Source organism: Streptomyces sp. NPDC002835 (assembly GCF_053591995.1).
This window is the reverse complement of the sequence record NZ_JBSFUW010000002.1, coordinates 21,830-46,547: the sequence shown is the minus strand read 5'-3', so window position 1 is coordinate 46,547 and position 24,718 is coordinate 21,830. Positions and strand designations below refer to the sequence as shown.

At 70.8% G+C, this 24,718-nt stretch carries 24 protein-coding genes and 2 pseudogenes; 12 read left to right on the top strand and 14 right to left on the bottom strand.

Annotated elements, in window-relative coordinates; all coding sequences use genetic code 11:
• The first annotated feature begins 13 nt into the window (after positions 1-13).
• Positions 14-766 (top strand): amino acid ABC transporter ATP-binding protein, encoded by a 753-nt coding sequence (locus ACWD01_RS02960; RefSeq protein WP_451157867.1) that lies wholly within the window; start codon positions 14-16, stop codon positions 764-766.
• Between the two features lie 100 nt (positions 767-866).
• On the opposite strand, the gene ACWD01_RS02955 is transcribed toward ACWD01_RS02960, so the two are convergent.
• A complete protein-coding gene (locus ACWD01_RS02955) occupies positions 867-1,556 on the bottom strand; it encodes a class I SAM-dependent methyltransferase (protein ID WP_451157865.1) in 690 nt (229 codons plus the stop codon).
• Between the two features lie 180 nt (positions 1,557-1,736).
• On the opposite strand from ACWD01_RS02955, the gene ACWD01_RS02950 reads away from it, so the two are divergent.
• Entirely contained in the window at positions 1,737-2,366 is a 630-nt protein-coding gene (locus ACWD01_RS02950; RefSeq protein WP_451157446.1) for a CGNR zinc finger domain-containing protein, read from the top strand.
• Here ACWD01_RS02950 and sodX read toward each other — a convergent pair.
• Positions 2,270-2,764, bottom strand: coding sequence for a nickel-type superoxide dismutase maturation protease (gene sodX / locus ACWD01_RS02945; protein WP_451157444.1), 495 nt, complete (start codon positions 2,762-2,764; stop codon positions 2,270-2,272). The two genes, ACWD01_RS02950 and sodX, sit on opposite strands and share 97 nt — an antisense overlap.
• Positions 2,765-2,840: 76 nt before the next feature.
• On the opposite strand from sodX, the gene sodN reads away from it, so the two are divergent.
• Positions 2,841-3,236 (top strand): superoxide dismutase, Ni, encoded by a 396-nt coding sequence (gene sodN, locus ACWD01_RS02940; protein WP_100109020.1) that lies wholly within the window; start codon positions 2,841-2,843, stop codon positions 3,234-3,236.
• A gap of 71 nt (positions 3,237-3,307) precedes the next feature.
• On the top strand, positions 3,308-4,960 hold the full coding sequence (locus ACWD01_RS02935) for a glycosyltransferase family 39 protein (RefSeq protein ID WP_451157441.1): 1,653 nt from the start codon (positions 3,308-3,310) through the stop codon (positions 4,958-4,960).
• On the opposite strand, the pseudogene ACWD01_RS02930 reads toward ACWD01_RS02935, so the two are convergent.
• Positions 4,923-5,530 (bottom strand): annotated as a pseudogene (locus ACWD01_RS02930) (LysR substrate-binding domain-containing protein); the annotation flags it as partial. The gene ACWD01_RS02935 and the pseudogene ACWD01_RS02930 overlap by 38 nt on opposite strands.
• Before the next feature lie 39 nt (positions 5,531-5,569).
• On the opposite strand from ACWD01_RS02930, the pseudogene ACWD01_RS02925 reads away from it, so the two are divergent.
• A pseudogene (locus ACWD01_RS02925) lies at positions 5,570-5,902 on the top strand (snapalysin family zinc-dependent metalloprotease); the annotation flags it as partial.
• A 140-nt stretch (positions 5,903-6,042) separates the two neighbouring features.
• Here ACWD01_RS02925 and ACWD01_RS02920 read toward each other — a convergent pair.
• The 5 genes from ACWD01_RS02920 to ACWD01_RS02900 all read right to left on the bottom strand — a co-directional run bounded on the left by ACWD01_RS02920 (position 6,043) and on the right by ACWD01_RS02900 (position 10,221).
• Positions 6,043-6,489: a DUF6304 family protein gene (locus ACWD01_RS02920; RefSeq protein ID WP_451157439.1), complete on the bottom strand. Its 447-nt coding sequence runs from the start codon at positions 6,487-6,489 to the stop codon at positions 6,043-6,045.
• Positions 6,490-6,591: 102 nt separating this feature from the next.
• On the bottom strand, positions 6,592-6,843 hold the full coding sequence (locus ACWD01_RS02915; protein WP_451157437.1) for a hypothetical protein: 252 nt from the start codon (positions 6,841-6,843) through the stop codon (positions 6,592-6,594).
• Between the two features lie 49 nt (positions 6,844-6,892).
• Positions 6,893-7,474: a dihydrofolate reductase family protein gene (locus ACWD01_RS02910; RefSeq protein ID WP_451157435.1), complete on the bottom strand. Its 582-nt coding sequence runs from the start codon at positions 7,472-7,474 to the stop codon at positions 6,893-6,895.
• A gap of 195 nt (positions 7,475-7,669) precedes the next feature.
• On the bottom strand, positions 7,670-8,701 hold the full coding sequence (locus tag ACWD01_RS02905; RefSeq protein ID WP_451157863.1) for a family 2 encapsulin nanocompartment cargo protein polyprenyl transferase: 1,032 nt from the start codon (positions 8,699-8,701) through the stop codon (positions 7,670-7,672).
• 101 nt (positions 8,702-8,802) lie between these two features.
• Positions 8,803-10,221 (bottom strand): family 2B encapsulin nanocompartment shell protein, encoded by a 1,419-nt coding sequence (locus tag ACWD01_RS02900; RefSeq protein WP_451157433.1) that lies wholly within the window; start codon positions 10,219-10,221, stop codon positions 8,803-8,805.
• A gap of 148 nt (positions 10,222-10,369) precedes the next feature.
• Between ACWD01_RS02900 and ACWD01_RS02895 the strand changes: the two genes are divergently transcribed.
• Positions 10,370-11,299: a 1-aminocyclopropane-1-carboxylate deaminase/D-cysteine desulfhydrase gene (locus ACWD01_RS02895; protein ID WP_451157431.1), complete on the top strand. Its 930-nt coding sequence runs from the start codon at positions 10,370-10,372 to the stop codon at positions 11,297-11,299.
• A gap of 4 nt (positions 11,300-11,303) precedes the next feature.
• Here the strand turns inward: ACWD01_RS02895 and ACWD01_RS02890 are convergent, their stop codons facing one another.
• Positions 11,304-12,902: a Na+/H+ antiporter gene (locus tag ACWD01_RS02890; protein ID WP_451157429.1), complete on the bottom strand. Its 1,599-nt coding sequence runs from the start codon at positions 12,900-12,902 to the stop codon at positions 11,304-11,306.
• A 40-nt stretch (positions 12,903-12,942) separates the two neighbouring features.
• Here ACWD01_RS02890 and ACWD01_RS02885 point away from each other — a divergent pair, with 40 nt between their 5' ends.
• From ACWD01_RS02885 to ACWD01_RS02860, 6 genes are all read left to right on the top strand, one after another.
• Entirely contained in the window at positions 12,943-13,203 is a 261-nt protein-coding gene (locus ACWD01_RS02885) for a UBP-type zinc finger domain-containing protein (RefSeq protein ID WP_451157427.1), read from the top strand.
• Between the two features lie 242 nt (positions 13,204-13,445).
• Positions 13,446-13,859: an ATP-binding protein gene (locus ACWD01_RS02880; RefSeq protein ID WP_356892230.1), complete on the top strand. Its 414-nt coding sequence runs from the start codon at positions 13,446-13,448 to the stop codon at positions 13,857-13,859.
• Positions 13,856-14,797, top strand: a complete 942-nt coding sequence (locus ACWD01_RS02875) for an RNA polymerase sigma factor SigF (protein ID WP_388451598.1) — start codon at positions 13,856-13,858, stop codon at positions 14,795-14,797. The genes ACWD01_RS02880 and ACWD01_RS02875 overlap by 4 nt, the downstream gene beginning before the upstream one ends.
• Positions 14,798-15,478: 681 nt before the next feature.
• Positions 15,479-15,886, top strand: a complete 408-nt coding sequence (locus ACWD01_RS02870) for a hypothetical protein (RefSeq protein ID WP_451157424.1) — start codon at positions 15,479-15,481, stop codon at positions 15,884-15,886.
• A gap of 51 nt (positions 15,887-15,937) precedes the next feature.
• Positions 15,938-16,906, top strand: a complete 969-nt coding sequence (locus tag ACWD01_RS02865; protein ID WP_451157422.1) for a diacylglycerol/lipid kinase family protein — start codon at positions 15,938-15,940, stop codon at positions 16,904-16,906.
• Between the two features lie 319 nt (positions 16,907-17,225).
• Positions 17,226-17,483 (top strand): WhiB family transcriptional regulator, encoded by a 258-nt coding sequence (locus ACWD01_RS02860; protein WP_003953983.1) that lies wholly within the window; start codon positions 17,226-17,228, stop codon positions 17,481-17,483.
• 196 nt (positions 17,484-17,679) lie between these two features.
• Here the strand turns inward: ACWD01_RS02860 and ACWD01_RS02855 are convergent, their stop codons facing one another.
• From ACWD01_RS02855 to ACWD01_RS02835, 5 genes are all read right to left on the bottom strand, one after another.
• Positions 17,680-19,155 (bottom strand): PAS domain-containing sensor histidine kinase, encoded by a 1,476-nt coding sequence (locus ACWD01_RS02855; protein WP_451157861.1) that lies wholly within the window; start codon positions 19,153-19,155, stop codon positions 17,680-17,682.
• 422 nt (positions 19,156-19,577) lie between these two features.
• Entirely contained in the window at positions 19,578-21,137 is a 1,560-nt protein-coding gene (locus tag ACWD01_RS02850) for a glycoside hydrolase family 3 protein (RefSeq protein ID WP_451157420.1), read from the bottom strand.
• Positions 21,138-21,146: 9 nt separating this feature from the next.
• A complete protein-coding gene (locus ACWD01_RS02845) occupies positions 21,147-22,061 on the bottom strand; it encodes a carbohydrate ABC transporter permease (RefSeq protein WP_451157418.1) in 915 nt (304 codons plus the stop codon).
• A complete protein-coding gene (locus ACWD01_RS02840) occupies positions 22,058-23,068 on the bottom strand; it encodes an ABC transporter permease subunit (protein ID WP_451157416.1) in 1,011 nt (336 codons plus the stop codon). Before ACWD01_RS02840 ends, ACWD01_RS02845 begins: the two co-directional genes overlap by 4 nt.
• A 127-nt stretch (positions 23,069-23,195) precedes the next feature.
• Complete coding sequence (locus tag ACWD01_RS02835; RefSeq protein WP_451157414.1) at positions 23,196-24,500, bottom strand: sugar ABC transporter substrate-binding protein; 1,305 nt, start codon at positions 24,498-24,500, stop codon at positions 23,196-23,198.
• Positions 24,501-24,718 lie beyond the last annotated feature (218 nt).

The window sequence follows — 24,718 nt, the reverse complement described above, 5'->3', positions numbered from 1 at the left end:
GTCGACGCAGCCGATGGTGAAGGCCGAGAACGTCCACAAGTCGTTCGGCCATGTGAAGGTGCTCAAGGGCATCGATCTCGAGGTGGCGCACCGTGAGGTGTTCTGCCTGGTCGGCCCGTCCGGTTCCGGCAAGTCCACCTTCCTGCGGTGCATCAACCACCTGGAGCAGATCAACGGCGGCCGGCTCTCGGTCGACGGGCGGCTGGTGGGCTACCGCGAGAAGGGCGACAAGCTCTACGAGCTGAAGGAGCGGGAGGTCGCGGCGCAGCGCAGGGACATCGGCATGGTCTTCCAGCGCTTCAACCTCTTCCCGCACATGACGGCTCTCGCGAACGTCATGGAGGCTCCGGTCCAGGTCAAGGGCGAGTCCAGGGCCGTCGCGCGCGAGCGTGCGCTCAAGCTGCTGGACCGGGTGGGCCTGGCCGACAAGGCCGGGAACTACCCGACCCAGCTCTCCGGGGGCCAGCAGCAGCGTGTCGCCATCGCCCGTGCGCTGGCGATGGAGCCGAAGCTGATGCTCTTCGACGAGCCGACGTCGGCCCTCGACCCCGAGCTGGTGGGCGAGGTCCTCGATGTGATGCGGGGCCTGGCGGAGGACGGCATGACGATGATCGTCGTGACCCACGAGATGGGCTTCGCCCGCGAGGTCGGTGACGCGCTCGTCTTCATGGACGACGGCGTGGTGGTCGAGACCGGCCACCCGCGGGACGTGCTCGGCAACCCGCAGCACGAGCGGACGAAGTCGTTCCTGTCGAAGGTGCTGTAAGCACGAGGCGCCGCAGGTGACGACGGGGAAGGGGCGGTACGGATCTCATGTCCGTACCGCCCCTTCTGCCGTTCCCGCCGCTGCCGTCTGCTGCGGCGGGCTACTTCAGGGCCAGCACCAGCGCGTCGCTCGGCGACGCCCACACCGGGCGCGCCTCGTCGAAGCCCGCCGCGCGCAGCGTCTCGGCGTGCCACCGGGCGGAGGGGGTGTCGCCGTCGGCGTGCTCGCCGTAGATGCGGAACCGTTCCGCGGTGGGCTCCGCGAGGGCCGGGTCCTCGGCGGCGAGCGCCCACCACGCGGCCCAGTCGAGGGCGCCGGCCGTCTTCGCCCGCTCCATGCCGTCGTGCCGGCGCGCGCGCTCGGCGGCGTTGATGCGCGGGGTGGACTCGTCCTTCATGTGGTCGGCGTTCATGAAGACGCCGCCGTCGCGCACCAGCGCGGCAATCTGGCCGTAGAGGACGGCGAGCGGTTCGCTGTGCAGCCAGTGCAGGGCGGTGGCGGTGAGCACCGCGTCGTACTCGGCGTGCGGCAGGGCCGCCGTCCAGGCCGGGTCCTTGAGATCCGCGGTGACGAAGGTGACGCGCTCGTCCCCCGCGAAGTAGCCCCGGGCGATGGTCAGCAGCGCGGGGTCGAGGTCCACCCCGGTGCTCGTGGCCTTCGGGAACCGCCGCAGCAGCCGGTCCGTGATACTTCCCGTACCGCACGCGAGGTCCAGCACCCTCGGCTGGGGGCCGACCGTGGCCTCGAGCATGTCGAGCATCACCCGGAACCGCTCCTCGCGGTCGGGCATGTACCACTCCTGCTGGCGGTCCCAGCTCTGCTGCCAGGCCCTCCAGTCGGCGCCGGCCGCGGCACCCGCCCCAGCACCCGTTCCCGTCTCGGTCGTACTCACCGGAACCCTCCCGTCCGTAATACCCTCGAAGCAAAAGCAGCCGTTACCAGCCTAGAATGTCTGCGGTAAGGACTACAAGTGGAACTGGCCTATTACTCGGACTACGCCGTGCGCCTGGTCAACACCGAGGAGCCGGCTCGCAACAAGGACTCCCTCACCTCGGTCGAGTCCGTCCGCGAGCTCTTCGGCGAGTCGACCCAGGCCGCACGCCGCGTAGGCGACTCCGACGTCACCCGCTTCCGGTCGGTACGCGGCCGGCTGCGCGCGGTCTTCGCCGCGGCGGACGCCGGCGAGGAGACCCGGGCCGTCGACCTGCTCAACTCGCTCCTGCTGGAGTTCCCCGTCAGCCCGCAGATCTCCGGGCACGACTACCGCGACGACGACGGCCGGCCCAAGTGGCACATGCATCTCGCCGACCACCCCTCGAACGCGACGGCGGGGTACGCCGCGATCGCCGCGATGGGACTCGCCTTCCACCTCACCGAGTACGGCGTCGACCGCCTCGGCCTGTGCGAGGCGACCCCCTGCCGCAACGCCTACCTCGACACGTCCACCAACCGCTCGCGCCGCTACTGCTCCGACCGCTGCGCGACCCGCGCCAACGTGGCCGCCTACCGTGCGCGCAAACGCCTGGAGACCGAGCGGTCGGCGAGCACGGGCCGCACGGCCGACGCCAGCCAGACGACGACGCCGAGCACCGACCGCTGATCCGGGCCGAGCGGCCGGAACCGGCTGCGCACCCGCCCGAGCAGCAGCTCGGGCGGCACCACACCGAACACCCGGCTGTCGCCGTCCGCGCCGGGGTTGTCGCCGAGCACCCACCAGCCCCCGTCGCGCCGCTCGGCCAGCCGCTTGACGATGAGGAGATCCTGCTGGAGCGGGTGGCGGAGCACCGCGACGTCGCCCGCGCGGAACGCGGCGCGGTAGTCGACCAGCAGCTGGTCCCCGTGCACCAGCGTCGGCACCATCGAGGGCCCCGTCACCTCGGCGAACCCGAAACGTGCCCTCGGCTCCTGCCACTGCTCAGTCATCAGCCACCTCCGGCTCCCCACTGTATGTTCGGCCACCCGCCCGACACGGACCCCGGACTTTTGACCTAAGCCCATGGGGGCACCCGCCAAAACCGGTCCCCTACGGAGTAATGTCCCACCTGAGAAGACGATCACGAGGAAGGACAGCTCAATGCTCTCCCGCCTGTTTGCCCCCAAGGTGAAGGTCAGCGCCCACTGCGACCTGCCCTGCGGTGTGTACGACCCGGCCCAGGCCCGCATCGAGGCGGAGTCGGTCAAGGCCGTCCAGGAGAAGTACCAGGCCAACGAGGACCCGCACTTCCGCGCTCGCGCCACGGTCATCAAGGAGCAGCGCGCGGAGCTCGCCAAGCACCACGTCTCGGTGCTGTGGAGCGACTACTTCAAGCCCCCGCACTTCGAGAAGTACCCCGAGCTGCACCAGCTCATCAACGACACGCTGAAGGCGCTCTCGGCCGCCAAGGGGTCGACCGACCCGGCGACCGGCCAGAAGGCTCTGGACTACATCGCCCAGATCGACAAGATCTTCTGGGAGACCAAGAAGGCCTGACACCACGTCGGCTTCCCGCACCCGGCCCGCGGGACTCCTCACCGGAGTCCCTGCGGGCCGGGTGCGGTCGTATGGGCAACAACGGGACGTGCGCACTCCGGTGCCGGGGCGGTGGAGGAGGAGCCATCGAGCTTCAGGAACAGGTCCTGGCCGAGGGCCGGTCGGCGGTGGCGGCGCCACAGTCCGGGCCGGAAAGGCGGAGCGGGGCGGCGGCCTTCCTCGTCCCGGCCGCGCTCGCCCTGGCGCTCGGGCTGTGGGGCATCACCCGGCAGGGCACGATGTGGCGCGACGAGTCCGTCACCTACCAGGTCGCCCACCGCGGCCCGGCCGAGATCTGGGCGCTGCTGGGCAACGCCGACGCGGTGCACGGGCTCTACTACTTCGTCATGCACGCTCTCTACTCGGTCTGGGAGGGCGGGCTCGTCGCGCTCCGGCTGCCGTCCGTCCTGGCCGTGGCGGCGGCCGCCGGGCTGGTCGGGCTGACGGCGTCCCGGATCGCCGGACGCCGGGCGGGGGTGATCAGCGGGCTGGTGTTCGCGCTCACCCCGGAGGTGCAGATGTACGCGCAGGAGGGGCGCTCCTACGCGCTGGTCTGCGCCCTGGTCGCGCTCGCCACGTATCTCCTCGCCCGCGCGCTGACCGGATCGTCCGGGCGGCCCGGCCGCATCGTGTACCCGCTCGCCCTTCTCGGGGCGGCCTGGCTGCACGAGTTCGCCGTGCTCGCGCTGCTGGCGCACGGGGTGACCGTGGCGTCGGCCCGTACCGGCCCGCGGATCAGGCGCTGGTGGGCGGTGGCGGCCGGGGCCGTGGTGATCGGTGTGGCGCCGCTCGTCGTGTGGAGCGCGGGCCAGTCCGGCCAGGTGTCCTGGATCGGCGGGCCCAAGCCCCGGGAGTGGCTGGAGATCACGGGCGTGGCCCTCCTCGCCGTCCTGTGCGCCAAGTACGCCGCCTCCGGCGCACGCGCCGAGCCCCCGGGCTCCGGCCTCGGTCCCGGGACCGTGCACCGGCTGGCGTTGCCCCTGGCGGTCCTTCCGACGGGCCTGCTCCTGCTGGCCGCCGTCCACGAGCCCCTGTACGTCGACCGGTACGTCCTCTTCACCCAGGTCGGCGTCTCCCTGCTCGCCGGCGCCGCGCTCAGCCGGCTCTGCACGCGGGCGGCGGCTCTCGCGCCGCTGCGCCGCCGGCTTCCGCGCGCCGCTGCGGTCGGCGCGGTGGCGGTCGCGGTGCTGGTCGCACTGACCCCGGTGACACTGCAGATGCGCACACCGGACAGCCGGAAGGACGACGTGACGGCCGTCGCCGAGGAGGTGGAGCGGGTCTCCGCGCCGGGTGACGGTGTCGTCTTCACCCCCTCACGCCGGCGCGAGTGGCGGCTGTCCTACCCCGCCGAGTACGCCGGCCTGGTGGATCTCGCGCTCAAGTCCGGGCCCAGGGCCTCGGCTTCACTCCAGGGCGAGGAGCTGCCGGCGGCGGAGATCCGCCGCCGCATGGCGGCCATGGACCGGATCGTGGTGCTGAGCGATCCCCCGGACCAGCCGGAGGACGCCGTCGAGCAGGAGGCGGTCAAACGAGAGGCGCTGCGCAGCCACTTCCGGGTGTGCTCGCGAACGCTGCTGAAGGGTGCTCAGGTCACGCTCTACGTCCGGTCGGGGACCTGCCCGGTCAGACAGAAGGCCGCTTTCCGGGTCACGCCGCCGGGATCGGAGCGGGTGCCGTCGCCGTGAGGAGCGGGCCCTTGTGCCGCAGCAGCCACTGCCGGTACGCGGCCGCCCGCAGCGCCGCCTCGCGGTACGCGGCGGTCAGGTCCGCGTACACCGCCTCGTACAGCTCGGCGGACGGCCCCGGTCTGGAGTACAGCAGCAGCCGTACGGCGAGCGGGTCGCCGCGCATCGGGCGGACGGCCGTGTCGTCGCGCGGCAGGGACGTCGGCCGGCAGAGGGCGACCGCCTCGCCGACGGCGATCAGTGAGGCGGCGGTGTGGTAGTCGCCGCGCAGGACGGGCGGATCGATGCCCGCGGCGCACAGCACCCGGCGCAGCCCGTCCCACTCGCCGTCCACGGTCGGATCGACCATCCAGCGGTCGTGCGCCAGCTCGGTGACATCCACGACGGCCGCCGCGGCGGCCGGGTGTCGCGCGCCATGCAGACGAACTGCGGCTCCCGCTCGACCAGTACCCGTAACACCAGCCCGTCGGGCACCAGCAGTGGGCATCCTTCCACCTCGTGCACGAAGGCGACGTCGAGCTGGCCGGCGGCGACCATCCTCAGCAGCGCGTTGGCGGACACGTCCACGTGACTCCTCCACCCCCTGAAGGGGGTGGCTTCTCGCTATGCCGGTTGCTGGTCGAGGGCTCGGGCGCCGACTTCGCCTGCTACGAGGGCAACGACTCACGCGGCTCGTACGCCAGCACCGACGGGCACGGCCGCGGCTACATCTTCCTGGACTACCGGCAGAACCAGCAGTACAACTCCACCCGCGTCACAGCCCATGAGACCGGGCACGTGCTCGGTCTGCCGGACCACTGCTCGGGTCCTTGCAGCGAGCTGATGTCGGGCGGCGGCCCCGGCACGTCCTGCCAGAACGCCTATCCGAACTCGCAGGAGCGGTCCCGGGTGAACCAGCTGTGGGCCAACGGGCTCGCGGCCGCGATCGCCAAGGTCTCCTGACACCGTCCGGGCCGCGGTCCGGGGGGCGCCCCGCAGTGCACGGCGGGGCGCTCCGTCGCGTCCAGGTGTCTCCCCGGCTCGCGGTTCCAGGGGCTCGGGCCGGGCCGGTCCCGGCTGGGCCTACGGGGTACCGGCCCCGGTCAGGTCCCCGCCGGCTCGCGCTGCCCCATGCGGGCGCCGGGCGGCAGTTGGCGGCCGATGCGGCTGAGCGCGTCGTTGAAGTCGCCGTCCCCGACGCCCCCCTCGTACGCCGCACCGCCGTAGTGCAGCGTGAGGTTGAGGTCCGCCCGGTCGAGGGGCGGGTCGCCCGCGGTGGGCTCACCCAGTGTCAGTAGACAGCTGAGCGTGGCCTGCTGGACCGTGCCGTCCGCGGTGTGGACGGGCAGCGGCATGTCCCATTCCAGGACACACGAGGCCAGCACGTGGGACGCGCCCACCGCCGTGAGTGCGGCGAAGGTCGCCCCTTCGTAATCAACACCTCTGATGGTTGTGCGCAGTTGGCCGCCGCTCGCCGATATGGTGACCGATTCCGCGCCCTGCCGGTCGCGGTACCAGCCCGCCCAGGCTTCCGTAGACTCCGATGACATGCGCGGACTGTAGCGGTACGGCCGCGCGGGCCGCGCCCCAGGTGCCCCCTCAGGCGCTCGTCACGCTCCCGGAGGCTCCCCGCCCACCGGCCGGACACGCCTTCAGGAGGATCCGGACTCCCGGCCGGCCGGGTTTCCCGGGTTACCGGAGGACGCGTCGCCGGCCTCTGGCGGCACATAGCGCGGGCAGTCGGGGTTGCGGCAGGGGCCCGGCTTCCACACCGGGACATACGCTCCCAGCGTCTTGTGCCGCTTCGCCACCGTGTCCACCGGCTGACCGCATTCGGGGCACTTGTACGAGTGCTCGGGGTCGTGACTGGTACCAGACGGCTCAGGTGCTTTCTTGCTGCCCATAAGTCCAGAATATGCCTGTACGCTCCGCTCCGGCGGCGCGGCCCGCCCGTCAGTCCTTCCGGCCGTACTGCCTGACGATCACGCCGTTGCCGAAGGCCCGCACCGAGTCCAGCGAGAAGTCGGTGATCTGGAACGGCGCCGCGAACATGGGCATGCCGGACCCGAGCACGACCGGATAGGTCTTGATGACGAGCTCGTCGACCTCACCGATGAGCTGACCCGCGAGATTGGCGCCCCCGCAGAGGTAGATGTCCAGGCCCTCCTCCTTCTTGAGCTCCCGGACCGCGTCCACCACATCGCCGGAGACGATGCGCACGTTCGGGTCGGGGGACTCCTGGAGGGAGGCCGACGCCACGTACTCACGCAGGTGCGCGTACGGGCTGGCTATGCCGGTCTTCAGCGCCAGGTCGTAGCCGGCACGGCCCTGGATGACCGTGTCGTACCGGGTGTTGGGCACGTCGTCGACGCCCAGGGCGCGGCGGGCCGCGGTGGGCAGGGTGTCGGGGCACTCGCTCCTGAGGTACTCCAGGAAATCGCCGGTCGCGAGCTGGGTGAAGAAATCCGCCTCACCGTCCGGCGCCCCGATGAAGCCGTCGATGGAGGCCGCCATGAAGTAGCTGAGCTTTCGCACTCTGTCCTCTGTCCGTCGGGATACCGATGAGGCGGCCGACGATCCGGCGAGCCCGGGCGCTGACCACTTCAGTCATAGTGCTTCGACTGCAGTCGTCTCCGCAAGTGGTTTCGCGCGGAGGACCGCGCAGGACCCGCGCAGGACCCGCCTAGGCCTGCGGAGGGCTACGGAGAACTGCGGAGGACCGGCGGCTCCTCAGCGGTCCCGGCGGGTGACGAACTCGGCCAGCGACAGCAGGTCCCCCGCCGCCGCCAGGTCGGGAACCGCCCGGGACAGCTCACCGACCGCCCGGGACATCCGGTCCCCGGCCTGCATCTGGGCCCAGTCCCGGCCGCCCGCCCGCTCCACGGCTTCGGCGGCGCGGCGGACCGCCGACGCGTTCATCGGGCCGCGGTACAGCTCGGCCAGCTCGGCGCCGGCCGCGGTGCCCGAGGTCAGGGCCGCGACGACCGGGAGGGACTTCTTGTGCGCGGCGAGATCCGCGCCGGCCGGTTTGCCCGTCCGCTCCTGGTCCCCCCAGATCCCGATGAGATCGTCGATGAGCTGGAAGGCCAGGCCGGCCTCCCGGCCGAAGGCGTCCATCGCCGCGGCCTCCTCGTCGCCCCCGCCCGCGTACAGCGCGCCGAGCGCGCAGGCGCAGCCCAGCAGGGCCCCGGTCTTGGCCGTCGCCATCGCGAGGCACTCCTCCAGCATGACCTCGTGCGGCAGCCGCTCCTCGAAGGCGCAGTCGGCCTGCTGCCCCGCGCACAGTTCGATGACGCATGCGCTCAGCCGCACCGAGGCCGCCGCGGCGGCCGGGTGTCCGTCGCCGGCGAGCAGTCCGAGCGCGAGCGCCGACATCGCGTCCCCGGCGACGATGGCGTCGGGGACGCCGAAGACGCTCCATGCGGTGGGCCGGTGCCTGCGGCTGGGGTCCTCGTCGATCACGTCGTCGTGCAGCAGGCTGAAGTTGTGCACGAGTTCCACGGCGGCGGCCGCCCCCACCGCCTGTCGCGGGTCACCGCCGAGCGCCCGGCAGGCGGCGAGCACCAGCGCCGGTCTGACGGCCTTGCCGGCGGACCCGGTGACCGGGGTGCCGTCGGCCGACTCCCAGCCGAAGTGGTAGCTCGCGACCCGCCGCAGGGACGCGGGCAGCGACGCGACGGCGGAGCGGAGTCGGGGGTCGACGGCACTGCGGCCGCGCTCGAGGAGGTCGACGGCGTCGCGGCCCTCGACGGTGTCCGGCATGGTCAACTGGGCGGTCCTTTCGCGATGGCGGCTCCGCTCCTCGCGGGCGGGAACGCGGCGGCGGGGCCGCGCCCCCGGAAGTCACGTCGTGGAGGGGCACGTCACTGCCAGCGGCTCACCTCCACGTTCTCCAGGACACCGAGCGCGTCCGGGACGAGCACGGCCGCCGAGTAGTAGGCCGTGACCAGGTACGAGATGATCGCCTGCTCGTCGATGCCCATGAAGCGCACCGACAGGCTCGGCTCGATCTCGTCCGGGATGCCGCTCTGCTGGAGCCCGATGACGCCCTGCTCCTCCTCGCCCGTACGCATGCAGATGATCGAGGTCGTCCGGGCGTCGGAGACCGGGATCTTGTTGCACGGGAAGATCGGCACACCGCGCCAGGCGGGCACCTTGGTGCCCCCGACGTCCACGCTGTCGGGGACCAGTCCACGCCTGTTGCACTCGCGGCCGAAGGCGGCGATGGCGCGCGGGTGGGCGAGGAACAGCTTCGAACCGCGGCGCCGCGAGAGCAGTTCGTCCATGTCGTCGGGGCTGGGCACCCCGTCGTGCGGCTGCAGCCGCTGCCCGTAGTCGCAGTTGTTGAGCAGGCCGAACTCGCGGTTGTTGACCAGCTCGTGCTCCTGCCGCTCGCGCAACGCCTCGACGGTCAGCCGCAACTGCTGCTCCGTCTGGTTCATCGGCTGGTTGTAGAGGTCCGCGACCCGGCTGTGCACCTTCAGCACCGTCTGGGCGACGCTCAGTTCGTACTCCCGCGGTGCCGCGTCGTAGTCCACGTAGGTGTGCGGCACGACGGCTTCGCCGACATGGCCGGCCGACAGGTCGATCTCCGCCTCGCCGTACGTGTTCGTCCGCTGGTGCGGGATCGAGGCCGGCTGCGCCAGATGGGTGCGCAGCGACTCCGCGCGCTCCGCGAGGTTGAGCACGTCGGCCCTGGTCAGGACCAGGGCCGTACACGCGGTCGCGGCACGTGCCGTGTACGGCCAGACCGCGTCGCCGTCCAGCAGCGCCTGGTCCCCGAAGTAGGCACCGTCGGCGAGGACTTCGACCACCGCCTCGTCCCCGTAGGGGCCCTCGCTGACCTTCTCCACCCTGCCGTGGGCGAGTAGGAAGATCCTGTCGGCCGCCTCCCCGCCGGTCGCCAGGACCTGCCCTGCCTCGAACTCCCGCTGCTCGCACCGCTGCGCGAGCTCGGCGAGCGCCGCCTCGTCGTCGAAGTGCCGCAGCGCGGGCAGCTCCCCGAGCTCCGCGGGGATGACCTGAACCCGGTCCCCGGTCTGGACGAAGGTGACCCGCCCGTCGCCGACCGCATAGCTGAGGCGGCGGTTCACCCGGTAGGTGCCGCCCTGGACCTGCACCCACGGCAGCATCCGCAGCAGCCACCGCGAGCTGATCTCCTGCATCTGCGGGACGGACTTGGTGGTGGTTGCGAGATTCCGTGCCGCGGCGGTACCGAGACTCTGCTGGGGTGACGGATCACGCACGTCCTCGCCTACGGAACCGACCGGACCAACCGTCATGAGACTCCCTCTCGATCATGTGCTGACCTGCAGAAGAGAGCCTGTCATCGCGGTCTGTAAGTACGCCATTACACAAATGAGTGTGACTGAATCACCGTGGACCTGGGCAGCAGTGGGACTCGTTCACGTGTCCGGACAGAATGAGTCCATGCCGCACAGACCGCCCGAGCCCGCCGCCGCGCTGCGGCCCCGGCTGCCGTCCCCGCTGCAGCCGGTCGAGGACGATCGTTTCTCCCGGCACGGGGTGCGGCTGCTCCTCAAGCGCGACGACCTGATCCACCCGGACCTGCCGGGCAACAAGTGGCGGAAGCTGGCCCCGAATGTGCGGGCCGCCGCCGGCCGGCCGGTGCTGACGTTCGGCGGCGCCTACTCCAACCATCTGCGCGCGACGGCCGCCGCCGGCCGGCTCCTCGGCTTCCCCACCATCGGCGTCGTACGGGGCGACGAGCTCGCCACGCGCCCCCTGAACCCCTCCCTGGCCCGGTGCGCCGCCGACGGTATGCGACTGCTGTTCGTGGACCGCACGACCTACCGCGGCAAGGACGACCCCGGAACACTGGCCCGGATCCTCGGGCGGGCGGCGACGGACGACGTGTACGTGGTCCCCGAGGGCGGCAGCAACGCGCTCGCCGCCGCCGGCTGCGCCGAGCTGGGCCGCGAACTGCGCGGCCTCGCCGACGTGGTGGCCGTCGCCTGCGGCACGGGCGGCACCCTCGCAGGGCTGGCCGCCGGCCTGGACGACGGACAGCGGGCCGTCGGCTTCCCGGTCCTGAAGGGCGGCTTCCTGGCCGGGGCGGTGCGCACCCTCCAGGACGCGGCCTTCGGCGGCCCGGCCGGCGACTGGTCGCTGGACGAGCGGTTCCACTTCGGCGGATACGCGCGCAGCAACCCGGCGCTCGACAGGTTCTCGGCGGACTTCAGGGCCCGTCACGGGCTGCCCGTGGAGCGCGTCTACGTCGCCAAGATGCTCTACGGACTGGCGGAGCTCGCCACGGAGGGCGCCTTCGCGCCCGGGACGGCCGTGGTGGCGGTCGTCACCGGCCAGGAGGACGGATCGGCCCCCGACCGCACCGGGTGACGGCTCAGGCCGTCTCCTCCCGGTACGCGGCGGCCTCCTCCAGGTCGAGCCGGCGCAGCAGATTCCGCATCATCTCGTCGTCGATCTCCCGCCGGTCGCGCAGCTCGACGAAGACGTCGCGCTCCGTGGAGATCATCTCCCTGGCCAGCCGCCGGTACGTGTCGTCCGCGGTCTCCCCCGTCTCCGCGTTGACTGTGCCGAGGCGTTCCCAGACGGCGTTCCTGCGGCGCGCCAGCACCGCCCGCAGCCGGTCCGCCAGCGGCTCCGGCAGCCTGTTGCGTTCGTCGGCGAGCAGCTCGTCCAGCCGCTGCTCGGCGGCCGCGGACGCCTTGCTCTGGGCCTGCGCCTCGGCCAGCGTCTCCGCGTGGACGTCCCGTCCCGGAATCCGGAGTGCGCGGATCAGCGACGGCAGTGTCAGCCCCTGCACCACCAGCGTCCCGATGACCGTCGTGAAGGTGAGGAACAGGACCAGGTTGCGGGCGGGGAAGGCGTCGCCGTCCGGTGTCGACAAAGGGATGGAGAAGGCGATGGCGAGGGACACGACGCCACGCATCCCGGCCCAGCCGACGATCAGCGGAGCGGTCCAGCCGGTGTCCGGCTCGCGCTCCCTGATCCGCCGGGACACCATGCGCGGCAGGAACGTCGCCGGATACACCCAGACGAACCGCACGACGACCACGGCGGCGAACACCCCGGCTCCGTACAGCAGAGCATCGCCGAGCCCGTAGTCGCCCAGTCCCTCCACCACGAACGCCAGTTGCAGGCCGATCAGCGCGAAGACCGCGGACTCCAGGACGAAGGCGACCATCCTCCAGACCGCCTCCTCCTGGAGCCGGGTCGCGAAGTCGACCTGCCAGGAGTGATGGCCCAGGTACAGGGCGACGACCACCACCGCGAGCACCCCGGACGCGTGGACCTGCTCCGCGGCGGCGTAGGCGATGAACGGGATGAGCAGCGACAGCGTGTTCTGCAGCAGCGGCTCCTTCAGGCGTCTGCGCAGCCAGTGGATGGGCAGCATCAGCGCCAGGCCGACGCCCACACCGCCGAGCGCGGCGAGCGCGAACTCCTCGAGACCGCTGCCCCAGCTCGCGCCGGCGCCGACGGCGGCCGCCAGCGCCACCTTGTAGGCGGTGATCGCGGTGGCGTCGTTCACCAGGGATTCGCCCTGGAGGATCGTGGTGATCCGGCCGGGCAGCCCGAGCCGCCGCGCGATGGCCGTGGCGGCGACGGCGTCCGGGGGCGCGATCACCGCGCCGAGCACCAGGGCGGTCGGCAGCGGCAGATCGGGCACCAGGAGGTACGCGAGGCAGCCGACCGCGACCGTCGCGAACAGGACATAGCCGACCGAGAGCAGCGCGACGGGACGGATGTTGGCCCGCAGGTCGAGGTACGAGCTGTCCAGGGCGGCCATGTGCAGCAGCGGCGGCAGTACCAGGGGCAGCACGATGTGCGGGTCGAGGTGGTAGTCGGGGACGCCCGGTACGTACGAGGCGACCAGCCCCGCCGCCACCAGCAGCAGCGGCGCCGGCACCGGCGTCCTGCGGGCCGCCCCGGCCACCGCGGCGCTCACGGCGATCAGCCCCACCAGCGGCAATGCTTCCATCCCACCGACCTCGCTCCGGCTACGTCGTAATCTGGCAATCATGAGCGAGTGCCCGCACGTAGCCGAACTGCCGCGCCCCGAGCCGCCGCCGCTGACCGAGACCTGTACGGAGTGCCTGGCGACCGGCAGCCACCCCGTCCAGCTGCGGCTCTGCCTGGTGTGCGGTCACGTCGGCTGCTGCGACTCCTCGCCGTGGCAGCACGCGAGCGCGCACTTCCGGGAGACCGGGCACCCGGTGATGCGCAGTTTCGAGCCGGGACAGCCGTGGCGGTGGTGCTTCGTGGACGGTTCGATCGTGTAACGCCTGGGTACGTCAACCATCCCCCGCATCCGCGCAATTGGCAGGCGCAGACCACTAGCCACTGTGTGTGTTCATCGGTTTACATTGAGTGACAGCCATCACCATGGGGTCCGGGCGACACGGCACCATGGATCGCGATAGCGTCGCCAGGCCAGACCTGGCTGCGTGATCGACCACGTAACGCACGGCCGCGGGCCATCGCCCCCGGCCCGGAGAGAGCTTGTGCCACCTTGGAGGTGAGGGTGTCCCATATCGCAGGCGAGCCCGGGACCCAGGACTTCGTGGAAGTCCGGCTGCCCGCTGCGGGTGCCTACCTGTCCGTGCTGCGAACGGCCACCGCCGGCCTCGCAGCGCGCTTGGACTTCACCCTCGACGAGATCGAGGACCTGCGGATCGCGGTGGACGAGGCGTGCGCGATCCTGCTGCAGCAAGCCGTCCCCGGATCCGTTCTGAGCTGTGTGTTCCGGCTCGTCGACGACTCACTGGAGGTGACGGTCTCCGCGCCCACCACCGACGGCCGGGCGCCTGAGCGCGACACGTTCGCCTGGACGGTGCTCTCCGCACTGGCCGGCAAGGTCGACTCCACGGTCGCCGAGGACCGTACGGTGGCCATCAGCCTGTACAAGCAGCGCGGCGCGGGACCCGGGCCGGCGTGAGCAGCGGAAACGGGGACGGTTCGATGCGGGAGGACGAGGAGCGGAGCCCCAGGGCGCTGAGCACGTCTGCCGGCATCCCGGAGCAACAGGCGCGGCCGCACCCGGTGGTGGACGAACCTGAGGGCCGTACGGCCTCGGCAGAGCGGGCGGACCGTATGAGCGAGCACCAGCAGCACCCGGACCCCCATGACCGCAGCGGCGCGCGGGCGATGTTCATCGCCCTGCGGACACTGCCCGACGGGTCGCCCGAGCGGGCGGAGCTGCGTAACCAGCTGGTCCGGATGCATCTGCCGCTGGTCGAGCACCTGGCGCGGCGTTTCCGCAACCGCGGCGAACCGCTGGACGACCTCACCCAGGTCGCGACGATCGGTCTGATCAAGTCGGTGGACCGGTTCGACCCGGACCGCGGCGTCGAGTTCTCGACGTACGCGACACCGACCGTGGTCGGCGAGATCAAACGTCACTTCCGCGACAAGGGGTGGGCGGTGCGGGTGCCGCGCCGTCTGCAGGAGCTGCGGCTCTCGCTGACGACGGCCACCGCGGAGCTCTCCCAGCAGCACGGCCGCTCGCCGACCGTGCACGAGCTCGCCGAGCGTCTCGGCATCTCGGAGGAAGAGGTCCTGGAGGGCCTGGAGTCCGCCAACGCGTACTCCACGCTGTCCCTGGACGTCCCCGACACCGACGACGAGTCCCCCGCGGTGGCGGACACGCTGGGCGCGGAGGACGAGGCGCTGGAGGGCGTCGAGTACCGGGAGTCCCTCAAGCCGCTGCTGGAGGATCTGCCGCCGCGTGAGAAGCGGATCCTGCTGCTGCGGTTCTTCGGAAACATGACCCAGTCGCAGATCGCGCAGGAGGTCGGCATCTCGCAGATGCATGTCTCGCGGCTGCTGGCGCGGACGCTGGCGCAACTCCGCGAACGCCTCCTGGTCGAGGAGTAGCCGGCTTCCGGGCCCGGCCCGGTACGTCTCCGGGCCGGGCCCGGTCCTGTGCGTTCGGCGTCCGGGTGCCGCTCCGGGGGCATGTCCGGGATTGCTTTCCCGTACTTGCTTCGCCCAAGGCCTACGACGCCTTACGTCCCGAACACGCCCCCTGCGCGTCCCCCTGCCCCGGGGCCGACGGTTTCGCTGCCGCCGGTGGGTGGGTGCGGGAGGGGAGAAGTCCCCCACCCCGCCCCTTCCCGGAACTGGGGCTCCGCCCCAGACCCCGACGAGGCGCGCCAGGGCGCGTGACTGCCGCCGAGTACCGGGGCTCGCCCCAGACCCTGCGCGGATGCGTCCGGGCAGGCGGCCACCATGCCGGTGCCGAACCGGGGGTATCGGGTCGATGTCCCCGGCAGGAAGCCACACCGGCCCGTGGGGCGACCACAGGGCGGAACGGGCCCCACGCGCCGTGAGGGGGGCGGGGTCGGAGGAGGGGGTGACCGGACGTAAGGCGTCGTTGGATAGGGACCGGCAAGTACGGGAAAGCAGTCCGGGATCCCCCTCCGGAGGCCCCGACCCCCGCACCACCCACCGGACGGAGCCACGTCCGCTCCCGGGGACGCCGCACCCGCCGACCTGGCCGGGCCGCACCCGCCGACCGGGCCGGGGGCCGCCGCGCCTGGCAGATACGCTGCAAGCATGCGCAGTGACGACCGGACATCCCGCCCGCCCCGGCTGACCGCCGCCGCCGCCGTGTGCGGCGCCGAGGCGCTGGCGTTGGTGGTGGGGGGCGTGTACATGCTGGTGATGGGGCTGCTCGGGCGGTCCGACAGCGCCTCGCAGGCGGAGATGGGCGGCCTGACGCTCATGGCGCTGGGCGTGATCCCGCTCGCCGCCGCGCGCGGGCTGCTGCGGCAGCGCAGCTGGAGCCGCGGGCCGGCGATCATCACGCAGCTCATCGCGCTGATCCCGGCGTGGACGCTGCTGCGCGCGTCGGGCGCCCTGATCCCCCTGGGCGTGGTGCTGGCGGCGGTCGCGGTGACGGGCCTGGTGCTGCTGGTGAACCCGACGACGGCGGAAGCCCTCGGTATCCGCGGCCGCGCGTAGCCCACAGGCCCGGGCTGGGCCAGGTACCCCCCAGTAGGTACGCTGCATCGCATGCGCGCACTTCTCGTGGTCAATCCGGCAGCAACCACCACCAGTGCCCGCACGCGCGACGTGCTGATCCACGCGCTCGCGAGCGAGATGAAGATCGAGGCGGTCACGACGGAGTACCGCGGCCACGCCCGCGACCTCGGCCGCCGCGCCGCGGAGTCCAGTGACATCGACCTCGTCGTCGCCCTCGGCGGCGACGGCACGGTCAACGAGGTCGTGAACGGACTGCTCCACAACGGCCCGGACCCCGACCGGCTTCCCCGGCTCGCCGTCGTCCCGGGCGGCTCCACGAATGTGTTCGCCCGCGCGCTCGGACTGCCGAACGACGCCGTCGAGGCGACCGGCGCGATCCTGGACGCACTGCGCGACCGGACCGAGCAGACGGTCGGCCTCGGGCTGGCGGCCGGCGTCCCCGGGACCGAGGACGAGGGCGTCCCGCCGCGCTGGTTCACCTTCTGCGCCGGGCTCGGCTTCGACGCCGGTGTCGTCGGCCGGGTCGAACAGCACCGCGAACGCGGAAAGCGTTCGACGCACTCGCTCTACGTCCGGCAGGTGCTGCGCCAGTTCCTCGACGACCCGCACCGCCGCCACGGAACGATCACCCTGGAGCGGCCCGGCGCGGACCCCGTGGCGGGCCTGGTGCTGTCCATAGTCTGTAACACCTCTCCCTGGACCTACCTGGGCAATCGCCCGGTCTACGCGTCCCCGAAGGCGTCCTTCGACACGGCTCTCGACGTACTCGGTCTGACCAAGATGTCGACTCCCGCGGTGGCCCGTTACGGGACCCAGCTGCTGACTTCGAGCCCGGAACGCGGCCCGCACGGAAAGCACGCACTCACACTTCACGACCAGACCGACTTCACCTTGCATTCAAAGGTTCCGTTGCCCTTCCAGATGGACGGCGACCACCTGGGGCTGCGTACGAGCGTCGCGTTCACAGGCGTTCGCCGTGCACTGCGTGTGATTGTGTGACCAGAAGGACCGAAAGTCCTTTATCTCGAACGTATGGACTGCGGTCCACCCCATAGAAGTACGGCTGTGACCTAGTCGACACCGAGGAATCAAAAAAAACTTTCCGGAAGGGGTTGTATCCGCCGCCGAGGTTTGCGAATCTCTACATGGCGATCGGGACGGCCCGCAACATCGGCCCCACAGACCGCCGGAACCCCTTCCACGAATCCAGGACCCAACGCCGGGCAACTGGCGATCGGCCCTTCCCTCACGGGGGGATTCGTGAAAGCGTTCACATTCACAAGCAACCTGAACGTAATACCAAGGAGAGGTAGCAGCCATGGACTGGCGTCACAACGCCGTTTGCCGCGAGGAAGACCCCGAGCTGTTCTTCCCCATCGGCAACACCGGTCCTGCGCTGCTGCAGATCGAGGAAGCCAAGGCCGTCTGCCGTCGCTGCCCCGTCATGGAGCAGTGCCTGCAGTGGGCGCTCGAGTCCGGCCAGGACTCCGGCGTCTGGGGTGGCCTCAGCGAGGACGAGCGCCGCGCGATGAAGCGCCGTGCCGCTCGCAACCGGGCGCGTAACGCCAGCGCCTGACGCCACCCCGCTACCGGCCTCCGCCGGCGGCGCGTACAGCGAGTACGCACTCACCGCCTTCGAGCCGCAGCGCGCAGTACCCCCCAATGCGCATCGCACATGCGAGCACGTGAGCTTCGAGCCCCGGACCGTTCCACACGGTCCGGGGCTCTTCGCTGTGCATGAGGGCCCGAAACGCCCGGGAGCGCCGTGCGGGTCAGCGCTTCTCGGGTACGGGGACGTCCAGCACGACCCGGGTGCCGCGCCCCGGCGCCGGGACCCGGAGCATGTCGAACGTGCCGCCCAACTCCCCCTCGACCAGGGTCCTGACGATCTGGAGCCCCAGATTGCCGGCCCGCTGCGGGTCGAAGCCCTCCGGCAGACCCGCCCCGTCGTCCTGGACGGTGATCAGCAGCCGGGAGCCCTGGGCGCGCGTCTCGCCGCGGACCGCCGCGACCTCCACCGAGCCCGACTCCCCCTGTGCGAAGCCGTGCTCCAGGGCGTTCTGCAGGATCTCGGTGAGGACCATGGACAGGGGCGTGGCGATCTCGGCGTCGAGGATGCCGAAGCGGCCGGTGCGCCGGCAGTCGACCTTGCCCGGTGAGATCTCCGCCACCATCGCGATCACCCGGTCCGCGATGTCGTCGAACTCCACCCGCTCGTCCAGATTCTGGGACAGCGTCTCATGCACGATCGCGATGGAACCGACGCGCCGGACCGCCTCGTTGAGGGCTTCACGGCCGCGGACGGAGTCCATCCGGCGCGACTGGAGGCGCAACAGGGCCGCGACCGTCTGGAGGTTGTTCTTGACCCGGTGGTGGATCTCCCGGATGGTCGCGTCCTTGGTGATCAACTCGCGCTCGCGGCGGCGCAGTTCGGTCACGTCCCGCAGCAGTACCAGCGAACCGATCCGTACGCCCTTGGGCTTGAGCGGGATCGCCCGGAGCTGGATGACCCCGCCGTTGCCCTCGACCTCAGTCTCGCGCGGCGCGTAGCCGCTGGCGATCTTGGCCAGGGCCTCGTCGACCGGGCCGCGGGAGGGCGCGAGTTCGGCGGTGAGCCGGCCCAGGTGCTGGCCGACCAGGTCGGAGGCGAGGCCGAGCCGGTGGTAGGCGGAGAGGCCGTTGGGGCTGGCGTACTGGACGATGCCGTCCGCGTCGAGGCGGATGAGGCCGTCCCCGGCGCGCGGGGAGGAGTCCATCTCGACCTGCTCGTCCGGGAAGGGAAACGTTCCGGCAGCGATCATCTGCGCGAGGTCGGAGGCGGACTGGAGATAGGTGAGCTCCAGCCGTGACGGGGTGCGCACGGTGAGCAGATTGGTGTTGCGGGCGATGACGCCGAGCACCCGGCCCTCGCGGCGTACGGGGATGGACTCGACCCGTACCGGCACCTCCTCGCGCCACTCGGGGTCGCCCTCGCGCACGATCCGGCCCTCGTCCAGCGCGGCGTCCAGCAGCGGACGCCGGCCGCGCGGGACGAGGTGGCCGACCATGTCGTCCTGGTACGAGGTGGGGCCGGTGTTGGGCCGCATCTGGGCGACGGAGACGTACCGCGTGCCGTCGCGGGTGGGAACCCACAGCACGAGGTCGGCGAAGGAGAGGTCGGAGAGCAGCTGCCACTCCGAGACCAGCAGATGGAGCCACTCGAGGTCGGACTCACTCAGAGCGGTGTGCTGGCGGACGAGCTCGTTCATGGAGGGCACGTCAGCGAGGGTACCCGCGGGCCGCGGCGCCGCGACGGGACCCTCGACCCGTCCGGCACCGCAGCCCGGAGTTACGCGGCCGAAGGGTGTGCGGTCCCGGTCGGCCGTGGAGGTCTCGGCGCAGTCAGGGCAGAGAGCGCCGGGGACCTCGTTCCACCCTCCTGTGCGGGGAGGGCGGAGGCTTGTGCAAACTCAATTGTGGACTAGACCATTCGGGCTGTCCATGCTTCGGCTGAGTTTAGTTCCGCCACCATACTTATGAATCGGCGAAGTATGAAGCCGCCCCGGGTACCGGTTCGTGAACGACGGGCGGGCCCCTCATCACACCCGCCCGTCGCGATCACGGTTCCCGCCGTCCGGCCCGCACCCGGGCCCCGAAGCGGAGCACGGCGCTCCGCGGCGGCGCGCCCGGCTCATCCGCCGGCGACGGCCTCCGCGGCCCCGCCGGTGATGACCTCCGCGGCGGCGCGCCCGCAGACGCGGGCGGCGCCGTGGGTCGCGATGTGCAGGGCTCCGGTGGGCGCCGCCCGGTTCAGGCCCATCTCGACGACGACCGTGTCGGGACGGGCCGCGAGCAGCGCGTCGAGGGCATTGGCCATCCACGGGTGGCGGTGGACGTCGCGTACTACGGCGACAATCCTGCGGTCGCCCGCCGCCCCCAGCACCTGGGACACCGGACCGGGCGTGCCGGTGCCGTCGGTGTACGTGCCGGTCGCGGTGCCGGGCAGCAGCGCGGCCAGTTCCGCGGCCACGCCCCACGGCGTCTCGTCGCCGACGGCGATGTTGGCGGCCGCGGAGAAGGCGGCGACGTACGGGGCCTTCGTGACCGGCTCGTACGGCCGGTCACCGACGGTGACCCGTACCGCACGGCGCGCCGCGACCAGGCCGATCTCCGTGTCGGAGCCGGGCGCGGTCCCCTCCTGTGAAGCCGCGCCCGGCTCTGCTGCCGCCCCCCTGGCCCGGCGCGTCCACTCCGCCAGGGCGCGCACCCGCGCCGCCGCGTCGGCCAGCCGCTCCTCGGGCAGGTCTCCACCGCGTACCGCATCGACCAGCGCGTCGCGCAGCCGCAGTACGGTCTCCTCGTCGGCCAGGCCGCCACCGACGCAGATCGCGTCGGCTCCGGCGGCGATCGCGAGGACCGAGCCGCGCTCGATGCCGTACGTGGACGAGATGGCCTGCATCTCCATGCCGTCCGTGACGATCAGACCCTGATAGCCCAGCGCCTCGCGCAGCAGACCGGTGAGGATCTGCGGGCTCAGCGTCGCGGGACGGTCGGGATCGAGCGCGGGCAGCAGAATATGCGCACTCATGACCGCTTTGGAACCCGCGGCGATGGCGGCGCGGAAAGGTGCCAGCTCACGGGCGTGCAGTGTGTCCAGGTCCACATCGATGCGGGGCAACGCGTGGTGAGAGTCCACATTGGTGTCGCCGTGTCCGGGAAAGTGCTTGGTGCAGGCGGCCACGCCGGCGGCCTGGAGGCCCTCGACGTAGGCGACGGTGTGCCGGGCGGCGAGCGCGGTGTCGGCGCCGAACGACCGGACACCGATGACCGGATTGTCCGGGTTGGAGTTGACGTCGGCGGACGGCGCCCAGTTGAGGTCCACCCCGCACTCGGCGAGCCGGCGCCCCAGTTCGTTCGCCACGGCGCGGGTGAGCTCCACGTCGTCCACGCGGCCCAGCGCGTAGTTGCCGGGGAACGAGGAGCCGTGGGTCACCTCGAGCCGGGTGACGTCGCCGCCCTCCTCGTCGATGGCGACGAGGACGTCGTCCCGTTCCGCGCGCAGCCGCTCGGTCAGGGCGGCCAGCTGGCCGGGCGAGGTGATGTTGCGGCCGAACAGGCCGACGGACGAAAGCCCTTCGCCGATCCGCCTCAGCACCCAGTCCGGGGCGCTGGTGCCGACGAAACCGGGCTGGAGGACAGTGAGCGCGTCACGGGTCAGGGTGCCTGCCGCTCCGCGTACCAGAGTCGTCATGAGGTGGCGTTATCCCTTCACGGCGCCGGAGGTGAGGCCCGCGGCCATCTTCTTCTGGATGATCATGAAGAAGACCACGACGGGCAGGGCGATGAGGGTGGAGGCGGCCATCAGCGCGCCGTAGTCCGTACCCCGCTCGGTGGTGAAGGTCATCAGCCACACATTGAGCGTGTACTTGGAGTTGTCGTTGATCAGGATGTAGGCGAAGAGGTACTCGTTCCACGCGTTGACCAGCGCGAAGATCGACGCGGCGGCCAGTCCCGGGGCGAGCAGCGGGAAGATCACCCGGCGGAAGGCCCCCATCCGCGTGCAGCCGTCGACCATCGCCGACTCCTCGAGCTCCACCGGGATGTTCACCACGAAGCCGCGGATCATGACGACCGCGAAGGGCAGGGTGGACACCAGGTAGACGACGATGAGGCCCCAGTACTCGTCCAGTCCGCCGATGGCGTTGAGCTGGGCGTAGATGGGGATGAGCATCGCGGTCGGCGGCAGCATCTGGACCAGGATCAGCACCATCAGCAGCGCCTTGCGGCCGAAGAAGCGGAACCGGCCGATGGCGAGGGCCGCGAGGGTCGCGATGATCATGCCGCCGACGACGGCGGTGACCGACACGACGAGGCTCGACTGGACCGCGGTCGCGAAGTTCTCCTGCTCCACCGCGCGGGCGAAGTTGTCGAAGGTGAGCGACGAGGGCCACAGCGTCTGGTCGTAGGACCGGATCTCGTGGTTGGGGCGCAGGGAGCTGATGACGAGCCAGTAGACCGGGAAGGCCATCAGCACCGCGGCGAACAGCCCGATGATGTCGTAGTGCCAGCGGGTGCGCCTGCGGTCGGGCCGCAGTTCCTGCTGCGGGGCCCGGTGCGGCGTCCGGTCGAGGTGCTGCCGGCCGCCGGCCGTGGAGGGCGCGGTGGAGGTGCTCATTCGACCTCTCCTGTCTTCATCAGCTGACGCAGGTAGTACACGGCCACACCGGACAGCATCAGCACGGTGATCAGGGCGATCGCGGTGCCCTGGCTGAACGAGGTGGACTCGAAGGCCTTGGAGAAGGAGTAGAGGCCGAGGGTCTCGTACTCGGGTTCCGGCTTGTTGCCGCGCAGCAGCCAGATCTGACCGAAGACGTTGAAGTCCCAGATCACCGAGAGGGTGGCGACCATGGTGAAGACCGGGCGGATGACCGGCCAGGTGACGAACCGGAACACGGCGGGTGCGTTCGCCCCGTCCAGAGAGGCGGCCTCCTCCAGTTCCTTGGGGACCTGGGTGAGGGCCGCGTACAGCGTGATCACCACGAACGGGATGGCGCCCCAGATGACCAGCAGGGAGATGATGGCGAAGCCCTGCTTCGGGTCGAGGAACCAGTTGTGGCCGAGGAAGTCCTCGCCGACGACCTTGGCGATCAGGGTGTTGATGAGGCCGTAGTCGGAGTCGGAGAGCCAGCGGAAGATCGACGCGGCGACCATCAGCGGCATGGACCAGGCGGCGACCAGCGCCGCCGTCAGCACCAGCCGGACCCAGGTGGTCAGCCGGCTCATCAGCAGGGCGAGCAGCAGGCCGACGGCCATGGTGACCGTCACGCAGACGGTCATGAAGACGACCGTGCGGCCGGTGACCGACCAGAACTCGGAATCACCGAGGATGTCGGTGAACTGCTCGAAGCCGACCCAGGGCGGCGACTGGCCGGTCCACAGCTCCTTGCGGCCCATGTCCTGGAAGGACATGATCACGGTCTTGGCCAGCGGGAAGGCGTAGACCGCGGCGATCGCGACCAGCGCCGGAAGGATCAGCAGATACGGAAGGAGCGCGCCCTTCTTCCGCTTCTTCGGACGGGAATCGGGCCCCCCCTTGTGGAGGCCGGGCGCGGCGCCCTTGCCTTCCGGGGCACGTGGTACGGGTACCGGCGGGCCGGCGGCCTGGGTGTCGGCGGCAGTCACGTGGCTGACCTTCCGTTTCTTCTTCTGCACCGAAAAGGGCGGGGGCAAGGCCGCGTGGTCCGGGGCCCCGCCACCGCCAAGAAAGCCGGGCGGGCCCTGAGGCGACACCGCCCCGGGGCCCCGTGGCTCAGGACTCCTGGTTGATCAGCTCGTTGATCTTGGCGTCGGCCGCCTTGGTGGCCTTCTCCACGGAGTCACCCTTGAGGATGGACAGGAGCATGTTCTCCAGGACCTCCTCCTTCTCGATCGAGGTCCAGCCCGGGGCGATCGGGGTGAACCACGCGTCCGGCACCGCGCCCGCGATCGCCGCGGTCTCCGGCTTCGCCTTCAGCGGCTCCAGCTGCTTGGTGTTGTTCGGAAGGATGTTCTTGGAGGTGAGGACCTCCATGGACTTCTCGCTGGTGAAGAGGGAGATCCACTCCTGGGCGAGGTCCGTCACCTTGGACTTGCTGACCACGGCGAGGTCGGAGCCGCCGATGAAGGAGGGCAGCGCCTTGCCGTTCGGGCCGGGCATGCCGGCCGTGGCGATCTTGCCCTCGAGCTTCGGGTTGCCGTTGTTCTCGCCGTCGACGACGGAGCCGGACTCCCAGCCGTTGCCGTAGATGAGGGCCGCCTTCTCGTTGGCCATCACATTGGCGTGGTCCTGCTCGTCCTTGGTCTGGTCGGCCTTGTTGTACTTCTTGACCAGGTTGATGAAGTGCTCGATGCCCTTCTGGGCCTCGGGTGAGGACAGCGAGGCCTTCCACTCCTTCGAGCCCTCGTCGTACTCGGCGATCTTGCCGTCGTAGGCGGCGACGTACGACATGGCGGCGTACCAGTAGCGGCCCGGCAGGTAGAGGGAAGAGAAGCGCTTGTCCTTCTTGCCGTACTCGGCCGTGACCTTGTCCAGGGCGGTGAGGAGTTCGTCCTCGGTCTGGGGCAGCTTCTCGGTGCCCGCGCCCTGCTTGAACATGTCGGTGTTGTAGATGGCCACCCGGGCGCCGGCGTAGTAGGGCACGCAGAACTGCTTGCCCTCGAAGGTGCAGGTGTCCTTCAGACCCTGGATCCAGGTGTCGGAGTTGTCGTACTTCTTCGGGTCGATCTCCGCGAGCGCCCCGTTGAGGATGTACTGCATCGTCTCGGTGTTGCCGAGCTCGACGACGTCCGGGAACTTGTCGCCGCCCAGCGCCGTGTCGAGCTTCTTCGCCTTGTCCGCCCACTGCTGGTACTGGACGTCGACCTTCACGCCCGGGTACTTCTTGTTGAACTGGGCGTTGACGTCCTTGACCAGCTCGGGCCAGGTGCTCTGCGCGTCGACCATCAGCCAGACGGTGAGCGTCTCCTTGCGGTCCTTGGGCTCCTTGGAGGCGTTGTCACCTCCGTCCGATCCACACGCCGCGACCGAAGCCATCATGGCCACCGCACCAACTGCTGCTATGAGCTTGCGCTTCACGCCACCCTCCTCAAAGGGATGCAAGAGTTGCCCCCCCACCACCCGGGAGTCGCGCTGCACTTGACGGACACGCGCCGAGATTCTGCCCTGGGGCCGGGACCTGATCGTTAATGGTTTAGACCAGTACCGGGAGCTTGGCCTAGACCTTTAGGGGTGTCAAGGGTGTATAAGAAGGGCTGTCGTGTCCGTTATCGGACCGACACCTGAGGGAGGGCGAC